The sequence below is a fragment of the Roseomonas sp. CECT 9278 genome, from assembly GCF_918698155.1.
GTDB lineage: Bacteria > Pseudomonadota > Alphaproteobacteria > Acetobacterales > Acetobacteraceae > Neoroseomonas.
The window spans coordinates 1-11814 of sequence record NZ_CAKKLX010000016.1 but is presented as its reverse complement, the minus strand read 5'-3'; the positions used below and the strand labels follow the sequence as shown (position 1 = coordinate 11814).

Below are 11814 nucleotides of genomic sequence, written 5' to 3'. Positions count from 1 at the left end.
GAGGCAAATCCGGTGCATGGCGACCTGCAGTGCGGGAGCAGCCTTGCGCGTCCTGTTGATCGATGGCGAAGCGGAGCGGGCAAGCGCGGTCAAGGCCGGGCTTGAAGCGGCCGGTTGCCTGGTGGTGGCGGTGGCGCCGGATGCCGGCGACCTGACGCGGCGCGTCCGCGACGCGCAGGCGGATGTGATCGTCTGTGACCTCGACGATCCGGGGCGCGACGCCCTTGAGAGCATGCGCGCCCTGAACCGCGACGAACCGCGCCCGGTCGTGGTCTTCGCCGCACGGGGCGAACCCGACCAGATCGAGGCCGCGCTGGAGGCCGGTGTCGCGGCCTATGTGGTCGAGGGCCTGTCGCCGACGCGCGTGCGGCCGGTCATCGAGGTGGCGATCCGCCGCTTCCGCGCCCACCAGGCGCTCTGCGCGCGGCTGGAGGAAGCGCAGGCGACGCTGGCCGACCGCGTGGTGATCGAGCGCGCCAAGGGCATGCTGATGCAGCGCCGGCGGTTGTCGGAGGAAGATGCCTATCGGATGCTGCGCCGCTGGGCGATGGATCGTGGCGAGAAACTCGCCCGTGTCGCGCAGCAGTTTCTGCGCGATATGTAGGCATCTGAACCTTTCGTGAGCATTCTTGGTTTGGAATGCTCGATTCTGCGCGTATCAGCGGCGCTTTTCGGTTTCCACCCACCCGCGACCCGTGGTCTGAATGCTGCGTCGCATCATATGCGGCCGCGGCCCGTCGCAACGGCGTGACAGGCTGGCGAAGCTCCACCGGCATCATCCGCGCGCCAATGGCGGTTCGCGATCCAGACGCAAGGCGTCGCGGAACCGCTCGGCATGGCGCTGCCCACACTGCGCATCGGCTATGTGCCCCTGACCGACGCGGCGCCGCTGGTGGTGGCGGATTCGCTCGGTTTCTTCGCGGCCGCGGGCGTGCGGGTCGTGCTGTCGCAGGAACGCGCCTGGGCGACCCTGCGCGACAAGCTGTGCTTCGGCGCGTTGGACGCGGCGCATCTGCTGGGGCCGATGGCGGTGGGGCTGGCGCTCGGCGCCGGCGGCGTGACACGGCGGGTCGATGTCACGGCGCGGTTGGGGCGGAACGGCAATGGCGTCGTGCTGTCCCACGCCCTGGCGCATGCGGTCGCGGGCTTCGCCGCACCGCTGCCGGCCGCGGCCTTCGCCGCCGCGCTCCATGCCCGCGCGGAGGATGGCATGCCGCCGCCGACGCTCGCGGTGGTGTTCCCCTTTTCCTCCCACAACTACCTGCTGCGCCATTGGCTTGCCTCGGGCGGGCTTGATCCGGACCACGACGTCCGCCTGGTGGTGGTGCCGCCGCCGCAGGCCGCGCGTGCCCTGGCCGAGGGCGCCATCGAAGGATTCTGCGCCGGCGAACCCTGGGGCAGCCACGCGGTGGCGCAGGGCGTGGGCCGCTACGCGCTGTCCACCGGCGACATCTGGCCCGACCATCCCGAGAAGGTGCTGGCCTTCGCCGAGGGCCTGGCGGAGCGCGCGCCCGACGCCGCTGTCGCCGCCACCGCCGCCGTCATCGCGGCGCAGCGCTGGCTGGTGGATCCGGCGAACCGTGCCGCCGCCGTCGCGCTGCTCGCCGAGCGCGCCTTACCCGGCGTGGCGCCGACGAGCATCGCCGCGGCGCTGGAGGCCCGGCCCGGCGCGCCGACCATCGCCTTCGACCCCGACACCCCGCCCTGCGCCGAGACCGCCACCCGTTGGTTCGACGCCATGCGGCGCTGGGACCACCTGCCCGCCACGGCATCGGTCGACGACGCGCGCGCCTGCTGGCGCGCCGACCTCTGGCAGCGCGCGTCCGCGCGCGCCCGCATCATTCCCACCGTCCAGGAGCCCCTCGCATGACCGGCATCCCCGCGACCCGTCGCCAAGCCATCGCCGCCACCGCCGCGCTGCTGGCTGCCGCGCGCGCCACCACGCCGCGCGGCGCCTTCGCGCAGGGCAGCACCGCGCCGGAGGTCCGCCGCGCGACGCTCGGCTACATCGCGCTGACCGATGCCGCGCCGCTGATCATCGCGAAGGAAAAGGGCTTCTTCGCGAAGCACGGCATGCCCGATGTCGATGTCGCGAAGCAGGCATCCTGGGGTGCGACGCGCGACAACCTGGTGCTGGGCGGCGAGCGCGGCGGCATCGACGGCGCGCATATCCTCACGCCCATGCCCTACCTGATGCACACCGGGCGGGTCACGCAGAACAGCCAGCCGGTGCCGATGATGATCGTCGCGCGGCTCAACACCAATGGCCAGGCGATCAGCGTGGCGGAGAAGCACAAGGCACTGGGGACGCGGCTCGATGCCGCGGCGCTGCGCCCGGTGCTGAATGCCGACAGCAAGTTCGCCATGACCTTCCGCGGCGGCACGCATGACCTGTGGATCCGCTACTGGCTGGCGGCCGGCGGCATCGACCCCGACCGCGACGTGCAGACCATCGTGGTGCCGCCGCCGCAGATGGTGGCGAACATGCGCGTCGGCACGATGGACGCCTTCTGCGTGGGCGAACCGTGGAACGCGCAGCTGATCAACCAGCGGCTGGGCTATTCCGCGCTGGTGACGGGGCAGCTGTGGCAGGACCATCCGGAGAAGGCCTTCGGCCTGCGCGCCGCCTTCGTGCAGCAGAACCCCCGCGCCACCGAGGCGATGACCGCCGCCGCCATCGAGGCCGCGCGCTGGTGCGACACGCCGGCGAACCATGTCGAGCTGGCGCAGATCCTGGGCCGCCGCGCCTGGTTCAACGTGCCGCCCAACGACATCCAGGGCCGCATCCAGGGCATCTTCGACTTCGGCGACGGGCGGCGCGTGACCGACCCGAACATCGCCATGAAGTTCTGGCGCGACCACGCGTCCTATCCGTTCCGCAGCCACGACCTGTGGTTCCTGACCGAGGACATCCGCTGGGGCGTGCTGCCCGAGGGCACCGACACCGCGAAGCTGATCAACGAGGTCAACCGCGAGGACATCTGGCGCGCCGCCGCCGCGCGCGCCGGCGTGCCGAACGCCGAGGTACCCGCCGGCACGTCGCGCGGGCGCGAGACCTTCTTCGACGGCAAGGTCTTCGACCCGGAGAACCCGCGCGCCTACCTGGACAGCCTGTCCATCAAGAAGCTGTCGGCGGCCTGATCCGATGAACGCGATCGCCCCGCCGGCACCGCCGGCCGACCTCGCTGCCTCGACCGCCGCGCCGGTGCGCCCCGCGCCGACACTGACCGACCGGATGCGCCCGCATGTGCAGCATGCGCTCGCGGTCATCATCCCGCCGATGCTGCTGGTCGCGCTGCTGGTGGCGGTGTGGGAATGGGCGTCCTCCGGCCCGACGGCCTCGCTGCCGCCGCCCTCGCGCGTATGGAGCGATGCGCAGGAGCTGATCCTGAACCCGTTCTACGATCGCGGCGGGCTCGACAAGGGGCTGGGGCTGCACCTGTTCGCCAGCCTGCAGCGCGTGGCGGTGGGCTTCGCGATCTCGGCCGTGGTGGGTGTGGCGCTCGGCATGCTGGTGGGCTCGTCGCGCCTGGCGATGCGGGCACTCGACCCGCTGTTCCAGGTGCTGCGCACGGTGCCGCCGCTGGCCTGGCTGCCGCTGTCGCTGGCGGCGTTCCGCGAGGCGCAGCCTTCCGCGATCTTTGTCATCTTCATCACCGCGGTCTGGCCGATCATCATCAATACCGCGGTCGGCGTGCGGAATGTCCCCGCCGACTACCGCAACGTCGCGCGGGTGATCCGGCTGTCGTCCTTCGACTGGTTCCTGCGCATCGTGGTGCCGGCGGCCGCGCCCTACATCTTCACCGGGCTGCGGATCGGCGTCGGGCTGTCGTGGCTCGCGATCATCGCGGCCGAGATGCTGATCGGCGGCGTGGGGATCGGCTTCTTCGTCTGGGATGCGTGGAACTCGTCGAACCTGTCCGACATCATCGTGGCGCTGGTCTATATCGGGGTGGTCGGCTTCGTGCTCGACCGCGCGATGGCGCTGGTTGGCCGCGCCGTCACGCGCGGCACCTCCGAACAGTGAAGGGGCCGGCCATGGAACGCGACTTCCTCGATATCTCGCGCGTGTCGGTGCGCTTCGGCGCCGGCGCGCCGCTGGTGCTGAACGGCATCGACCTCAAGATCCGCCGCGGCGAATACGTCGCCGTGATCGGCCATTCGGGCTGCGGCAAGTCCACCCTGCTGAACGTGGTGGCGGGCCTGCTGGACACGACGCAGGGCGGCGTGATCCTGGAAGGCCGGGAGGTGAGCGAACCCGGCCCCGACCGCGCCGTGGTGTTCCAGAACCACAGCCTGCTGCCCTGGCTGACCTGCTACGAGAACGTCAGGCTGGCGGTGGACCGCACCGCCGGGCGTGGCATGTCGCGCGCCGAGCGCCACGACTGGACCCTGCGCAACCTCGCGCTGGTGCGGATGGACGGCCATGCCCAGAAGCGCCCGCACGAGATCTCGGGCGGCATGAAGCAGCGCGTTGGCATCGCCCGCGCGCTGGCGATGAAGCCGAAGGTGCTGCTGCTGGACGAACCCTTCGGCGCGCTGGATGCGCTGACGCGCGCGCACCTGCAGGACCAGGTCATGGCGATCCATGCCGACCTCGGCACCACCGTGATGATGATCACCCACGACGTGGACGAGGCGGTGCTGCTGTCCGACCGCATCGTGATGATGACCAACGGGCCGAACGCCACCATCGGCGAAATCCTGGAGGTCGACCTGCCGCGCCCGCGCGACCGCCTGGCGCTGGCCTCCGACACGCGCTTCCTGGCGGCGCGCGAGGCTGTGCTGCGCTTCCTGCACGAACGCCACGCCCTGCCGGCCGCGGCGTGACGATGCGTGTCCTGGTGATCGGCGCCGGCCCGGCCGGTGCGCGCTGCGCCGAGCGGTTGGCCGAACGCGGCGCCGACGTCACGCTGGCGGGTGCGGAGCCCGCCCTGCCCTACGACCGTGTCGCGCTGGGGCGCGTGCTGTCGGGCGAGGCGGAGGTGGCCGCGCTCATCACCCATGACGCGGCGCGGCTGCGCGGCCTTGGCATCCGGTTCCGCGCGGCGACGCGCATTGCCGCGCTGGACCGCGCGACCGGCCGCGCCACCACGGCGCGCGGCGAGACCATCGCCTGGGACCGCGCGGTCTTCGCCACCGGATCGGACGCGGTGCGCCTGCCGCTGCCGGGCGCGGACCTGCCGGGCGTGTTCGTCTATCGCAGCATCGCCGATGTGCAGGCGATGCGCCGCGCCGCGGCGGGCGGCGGGCGGGCCGTCGTGATCGGTGGCGGGCTGCTGGGGCTGGAAGCCGCGGCCGCGCTGTCGGTGGCCGGCGCGCGCGTGACGGTCGTGCATGCGCCGGGCTGGCCGATGGAACGGCAGCTCGACCCCGCCGCGGGCGCGCTGCTGGCGCGCGAACTCGGCGCCAAGCGCCGCCTGCGCTTCGTGATGCCGGCGAAGACCGAGGGTATCGAGGGCGACCAGCATGTCCGCGCCCTGCGCCTGGCCGATGGCACGCGCATCGCCTGCGACCTGGTGGTGATGGCGGTCGGCATCCGTCCTGCCGTCGCGCTGGCGCGCGAAGCCGGGCTGGAGGTGAACCGCGGCATCGTGGTGGATGATGCGATGCGCAGCAGCGATGCGCGCATCCTCGCGATCGGCGAATGCGCCGAGCATCGCGGCCAGGTCTGCGGCCTGGTGGCACCCGCGCTGGCGATGGCCGAGGCCGCCACCGCCACGCTGCTGGGCGAAAGCCGCGCCTATGCCGCGCGGCCGGACACCGCGGCGTTGAAGGTCTCGGGCATCGCGGTCTGGTCGGCGGGCGAGATCGCGCCCGCCGACGCCGAGGCCATCACGCTGTCCGACGAGCAGGCCGGGCTGTACCGGCGCCTGTGGCTGCGCGGCGGCAGGCTGGTGGGTGCCGTGCTGTATGGCGACACGGCGGATGCGCCCTTCTACCTCGATCTGCTGGCGAGCGGCCGCGCGGTCGCGCCGTTCCGCGCGCGCCTGGCTTTCGGCGCCGCCTTCGCGGAGGCCGCGTGATGACCGACCCAGGCTTCACCGGCGAACAGCAGGAATACCTCAAGGGCTTCATGGCCGGTGTCGAGGCGCGGCGCGGCACGCTGCTGCCCGGCGGCGGCGAAGGCGGCGCGCCGCCCGACGCGCTGCGCGCCGCACAGGACGCGACCCTCGCGCGCGGCGGCAAGCTGGTGGCGCAGGAGGACGCGAAGCGCGCGAAGCATCCGCTCGACCGCTGGGACGAAATGACGGCGCGCGCGGATGCCGACACCTTCCCCAAGCCCATCGACGATTTCATCGGCCGCTACCACGGGCTGTTCTTCGTCGGCCCCGCGCAGAATGCCTTCATGTGCCGGCTGCGGATTCCGGGTGGCATCCTCTCGGCGCACCAGCTGGAGGGCATTGCCGACATCGCGCAGGACTGCGCCGGCCCCTATGCCGACGTCACCACGCGCGCCAACCTGCAACTGCGCGAGATCCCGGCGGCGAAGGGTGTCGAGGTCGTCGCGCGCCTGGCCGAACTCGGCATCATCCCGAAGGGCACGGGTGCGGACAACATCCGCAACATCACCGCCAGCCCGACCGCCGGGATCGACCCGCAGGAGCTGGTCGATACGCGCCCGCTGGTGCGCGCGCTGCACCACCACATCCTCAACACCCGCGACCTGTTCGGGCTGCCGCGCAAGTTCAACATCTCGGTGGCCGGCGGCGGCGCGGTGGAGGTGCTGGAGGAAACCAACGACATCGCGCTGCGCGCCGTGGGCACGCCGGACGGGCTGCGCTATCGCCTGACGCTGGGCGGCATCACCGGGCATCGCGACTTCGCGCGCCCGACCGGCGTGGTGGTGAAGCCGGACGACGCGGTGCGCGTCTGCGACGCCGTCCTGCGCGTTTTCATCGCCGAGGGCGACCGCACCGACCGCAAGACGGCGCGGCTGAAATACGTCCTGGACCGGCTTGGCCTGGACGGCTTCCTGGCGCTGATCGAGCAGCGCCTCGGCACCGCGCTGGAACGCATCGACGACGCCGCGTTGCAGCACGCGCCGGCACCCGCCAAGCACGGGCATCTGGGCATCCACGCGCAGAAGCAGGACGGCTTGCGCTACATCGGCATCGTCACGCCGGTCGGGCGGCTGGATGTCGCGCAGTTGCACGGCATCGCGAACCTGGCGCGACGCTTCGGCAGCGGCACCATCCGGCTGACGGTGTGGCAGAACCTGATCGTCAGCGATGTGCCCGACAGCGCGGTGGCGGATGCCTGCGCGGCCATCGAAGCACTCGGCCTCGGTTGGCAGGCGTCGAACATCCGGGGCGGCCTGGTGGCCTGCACCGGTGCGGCGGGCTGCAAGTTCGCCGCCAGCCACACCAAGCAGCACGCGGCGCAGCTGGCCGACTTCCTGGATGCGCGGATCGCCGTCGATGCGCCGGTGAACATCCACCTGACCGGCTGCCATCATTCCTGCGCGCAGCACTATGTCGCCGATATCGGGCTGCTCGGCGCCAAGGTCGAGCGCGGCGACGACCTGGTGGAAGGCTACGACCTGCATGTCGGCGGCGGTGCCGGGCCGGAACAGAAGATCGGCCGCATGATCCGGCCTAAGGTTGCGGCGGATGTGCTCGGTCCGACCGTGCTCGCGCTGCTGTCCGCCTGGATGCGCGACCGCGCGCCGGACGAAACCTTCCAGGCCTTCACCGCGCGCCATGACGACGCGGCGCTGGCCGCCATCGCGCAGGCGGAGCACGCCCCCGCATGAACGCCATCCTGCCCCCCGGCCTGCCGCCCGCGGCCGTGCCGCTGATCCCGGATTCCGCGCCCTTCAGCGCCGCGCAGCGGGCCTGGCTGAACGGTTTCCTGGCGGGGCTCTATGGCGGTGCGGCGGGTGCCGGCAACGCCTCCGCCGCGCCACCGCCGGCCGAGGACTTCCCCTGGCACGACCCGGGCCTGGAACTCGACGAACGCATCGCGATGGCCGAGGGCCGCCCGCTCAGCCGGCGCCTGATGGCCTGCATGGCGCAGCTTGATTGCGGGCAATGCGGCTACCTCTGCCAGACCTATGCCGAGGCGTTGGCGAGCGGCGCGGAGACCTCCGCCGCGCTCTGCGTGCCGGGCGCGAAGGCGACGCAGAAGGCGCTGAAGGCGCTGCTCGCCGATGCACCGGCCGCGGCGCCGAAGCCCGCGGCGGCGGCGGCGTCCGTGCCCGCCGGCCGGCCGGTCCGCTTCGTCGCGGCGCATCGCCTCACGGGTGCGGGGTCGGCCAAGGATGTGCGCCATGTCGTGCTCGACCTGGCCGGCAGCGGCCTCAGCTACGAGCCGGGCGACAGCCTGTCGGTCGCGACGCCGAATGATCCGGCGCTGGTGGACGCCGTGGTCGCCGCGCTGGGGGGCGGCGATGACGTCGCGCTGCGCGAGGAACTGCTGCACCGGCGCGACATCGCCCGTCCGCTGGACCGCACGTTCGACCTGCTGGCCGGCGCCGCGAAGCATGCGCCGCATGCCAAGGCGCTGCGCGCGCTGGCGGATGGCGATGACGGCGCCGAGCCCGCCGATGCCGACCTGCTCGACCTGCTCACGGCGTTTCCCTCCGCGCGGCCGCCGGTCGCCGACCTGATGGCTTCGCTGCCGACGCTGAAGCCGCGGCTGTATTCCATCGCTTCGTCGCCGCTCGCCTGCCCGGGGCGCGTGGAGCTGTGCGTCGGCGTGGTGCGCGCGGACCGGCGCGGGCGGCTGCGCGACGGCGTCGCCTCCTGCCACCTGGCGTTCCGCGCGGATGCCGAAACGCCGCTGACCGGACATGTGCAGACCAGCCATTTCCGCCTGCCGGCCGATGCCGCGACGCCGGTCATCATGGTCGGCCCCGGCACCGGCATCGCGCCGTTCCGTGCCTTCCTCCAGCATCGCGAACAGACCGCTGCGAAAGGCCGCGCCTGGCTGTTCTTCGGTGACCAGCGCAGCGCGACGGACTTCCTGTTCGGCGAGGAGATCGCGGCATGGCAGGGCAAGGGCGTGCTGTCGCAACTCTCGCTGGCCTGGAGCCGTGATGGTGCGAAGAAGGTCTATGTCCAGCATCGCATGACGGAGGCCGCCGCCGACCTGTGGCGCTGGCTGCAGGATGGCGCGCATTTCTATGTCTGCGGCGATGCCCTGCGCATGGCGAAGGATGTCGATGCGGCACTGCGCGGCATCGCGCAATCGGAGGGCGGCATGTCCGCCGACCAGGCGCGCGACTGGATCGTCTCCCTGGCCCGCCAGGGCCGCTACCAGCGGGACGTGTACTGATGGATGGCAGCCTGGGTCCGCGCGCGGTCCGCACGACCTGCCCGTATTGCGGTGTCGGCTGCGGCGTGGTCGCGACACCGGATGGTCGCGGCGGCGCCGCCATCGCCGGCGATGCCGACCATCCGGCCAATGCCGGGCGCCTGTGCAGCAAGGGCACGGCGCTCGGCGAGACGCTCTCGCTCGACGACCGCCTGCTGCAGCCCGAGGTGAATGGCAAGCGCGCGTCGTGGGATGCCGCGTTGGATGCGGTGGCCGAAGGCTTCCGCCGCGGTCTCGCGCAGCGCGGGCCCGACGGCGTCGCGCTCTATGTCTCGGGCCAATTGCTGACCGAGGACTACTACGCCGCCAACCGCTTCGCGAAGGGCGTGCTGGGCACCGCCAATATCGACAGCAACTCGCGCCTGTGCATGGCGAGCGCGGTCGCCGCCCATACCCGCGCCTTCGGCGAGGATGTGGTGCCGGGCATCTACGCCGATCTGGAACTGGCCGACACCATCGTGCTGGTCGGCAGCAATCTCGCCTGGTGCCACCCGGTGCTGTTCCAGCGCGTGACGGCGGCGAAGGCGGCGCGCCCTTCGATGCAGGTCATCGTGGTGGACCCGCGCCGCACCGCCACCTGCGCGGGCGCCGACCTGCACCTGCCGCTGCTGCCGGGCAGCGATGTCGCGCTGTTCGCCGGGCTGCTGGCGCATCTCGACGACCATGGCCTGGCGGATCGCGCGTGGCTCGACGCGCATGCCGAGGGCGCGGTCGAGGCGTTGGCAGCCGCGCGTGCCATCGCGCCGCGCGCCGCCGAGCTGACCGGGCTCGACCCCGCGCTGGTTGCGCGCTTCTGCGGCGCCTGGGCGGCCAGCCCGCGCACCGTCACGCTCTGGAGCCAGGGCGTGAACCAGTCGAGCGCGGGCACCGACAAGGCCAACGCGATCATCAACTGCCACCTGCTGACCGGGCGTATCGGCCGGCCCGGCGCGGGCCCCTTCAGCGTCACCGGCCAGCCGAACGCGATGGGCGGCCGCGAGACCGGGGCGCTCGCGACGATGCTGGCCGGCCACCTGCGCTTCGACGTGCCGGCCGAACATGCGGCGCTGGCCGCCTTTTGGAATGCACCGGCGCTGCCGCGCGCGCCGGGCCTCAAGGCGACGCAGCTTTTCGCCGCGCTGGCCGCGGGCGACATCAGCGCGCTGTGGATCATGGCGACCAACCCCGCGATGTCGCTGCCCGATGGCGATGCGGTGCGCGCGGCGCTGGCCCGCGCGCCCTTCCTGGTGACGTCCGACGTCACGCGGCGATCGGACACCGCCGCCTTCGCCCATGTGCGCCTGCCCGCGCTGGCCTGGGGCGAGAAGTCCGGCACGGTGACCAACAGCGAGCGCGTCATCAGCCGCCAGCGCGCCTTCCTGCCCTGGCCCGGCGAGGCGCGGCCCGACTGGTGGGCCATCGTGCAGGTGGCGGCACGGCTGGGCACCCGCCTCGACTGGAGCGGGCCTGCCGCGATCTTCCGCGAACACGCGGCGGTGACCGGGCTGGCACGGCCTGCCGCGCGCGCCTTCGACATCTCCGGCCTGGCGGGGCTCGACGCTGCCGCCTATGACACGCTGCCGCCGACGCGTTGGCCGGTGCCCGCGCAAGGCAGCGCGCCGGACCGCTTCTTCGCGGAGGGCGGCACGCTGGCGCCGCGCGCCCGCCTGGTGCCGACGCCCTTCCGCGCGCCGGTCGAGGATGTCTGCCCCGACTTCCCGTTGCGCCTGCTGACCGGGCGGTTGCGCGACCAGTGGCACAGCATGACGCGCACCGGCACGCTGCCCCGGCTGATGGCCCATGCGCCGGAACCGCTGCTGACGCTGAATCCGTCGGATGCCGAGGGCCTGCTGCCCGGCACGCTGGTCGAGGCCCGCTCGCCGCGCGGCCGGGCGGCGTTCCGCCTGGCGATCGACGAGGGCCAGCGGCGCGGCACCGCCTTCGCCCCGATGCACTGGACCGCGCAGTTCGCCCCGGCGGCGCGCGTGAACGTGCTGGTGGCGCCGCATGCCGATCCGATTTCCTTCCAGCCGGAGCTCAAGAACGCGGCGATCCACGTCGTGCCCTTCGCAGCAACCTGGCACGCCTTCGTGCTGTCGGCGGACCGGCTGCCCACCGACATCGCACCGTGGTGCGCGGCGATCCCGTTCGAGGGCGGCTGGCGGCACGAACTCGCCGGCGGGGGCACGGCGGCGGCGGCCTTCGCGCAGCTGCGCGCGCGCGTCGCGCCGCCCGATGCCGCCTGGCAGGTGTTGCAGGACGATGCGGCGGGCGTGTTCCGCGCCGCGGCGCTGCGCGATGGCCGGTTGGTCGGCGCGGTGGTGCTGGGCCCGGATGCCGTGCTGCCGCCGCGGGCCTGGCTGGTCGCCTTGATGGACGGGGCCGCGCCGCTCGGCGCCGCCGAACGTGCCGCGCTGCTGGCCGGCGGCCTGCCGGGCGGCCCGCCGCCCTCGCCGCTGGTCTGCGCCTGCCATGGCGTGAGCGCGGCGGCCATCCGCGCCTGCGGCGCGCGCGACC

Annotated in this window: 9 protein-coding genes; all 9 read left to right on the top strand. The window is 72.8% G+C overall.

Annotation, left to right across the window (positions count from 1 at the left end):
* Window positions 1–43 precede the first annotated feature (43 nt).
* On the top strand, window positions 44–604 hold the full coding sequence (locus LQ222_RS12460) for an ANTAR domain-containing response regulator (RefSeq protein ID WP_230166777.1): 561 nt from the start codon (window positions 44–46) through the stop codon (window positions 602–604).
* Between the two features lie 231 nt (window positions 605–835).
* Entirely contained in the window at window positions 836–1870 is a 1035-nt protein-coding gene (locus LQ222_RS12455) for a CmpA/NrtA family ABC transporter substrate-binding protein (RefSeq protein ID WP_230166776.1), read from the top strand.
* Window positions 1867–3141: a CmpA/NrtA family ABC transporter substrate-binding protein gene (locus LQ222_RS12450; RefSeq protein WP_230166775.1), complete on the top strand. Its 1275-nt coding sequence runs from the start codon at window positions 1867–1869 to the stop codon at window positions 3139–3141. Before LQ222_RS12455 ends, LQ222_RS12450 begins: the two co-directional genes overlap by 4 nt.
* A gap of 4 nt (window positions 3142–3145) precedes the next feature.
* On the top strand, window positions 3146–4027 hold the full coding sequence (gene ntrB, locus LQ222_RS12445) for a nitrate ABC transporter permease (RefSeq protein ID WP_230166774.1): 882 nt from the start codon (window positions 3146–3148) through the stop codon (window positions 4025–4027).
* Window positions 4028–4038: 11 nt separating this feature from the next.
* On the top strand, window positions 4039–4830 hold the full coding sequence (locus LQ222_RS12440) for an ABC transporter ATP-binding protein (protein ID WP_230166773.1): 792 nt from the start codon (window positions 4039–4041) through the stop codon (window positions 4828–4830).
* 2 nt (window positions 4831–4832) lie between these two features.
* A complete protein-coding gene (locus LQ222_RS12435) occupies window positions 4833–6026 on the top strand; it encodes an NAD(P)/FAD-dependent oxidoreductase (RefSeq protein WP_230166861.1) in 1194 nt (397 codons plus the stop codon).
* Window positions 6026–7756, top strand: coding sequence for a NirA family protein (locus LQ222_RS12430; protein ID WP_230166772.1), 1731 nt, complete (start codon window positions 6026–6028; stop codon window positions 7754–7756). Before LQ222_RS12435 ends, LQ222_RS12430 begins: the two co-directional genes overlap by 1 nt.
* A complete protein-coding gene (locus LQ222_RS12425; RefSeq protein WP_230166770.1) occupies window positions 7753–9279 on the top strand; it encodes a sulfite reductase subunit alpha in 1527 nt (508 codons plus the stop codon). Before LQ222_RS12430 ends, LQ222_RS12425 begins: the two co-directional genes overlap by 4 nt.
* On the top strand, window positions 9279–11814 hold a 2536-nt coding region (locus LQ222_RS12420), incomplete at its 3' end, for a molybdopterin oxidoreductase family protein (RefSeq protein ID WP_230166768.1). The genes LQ222_RS12425 and LQ222_RS12420, both read left to right, overlap by 1 nt.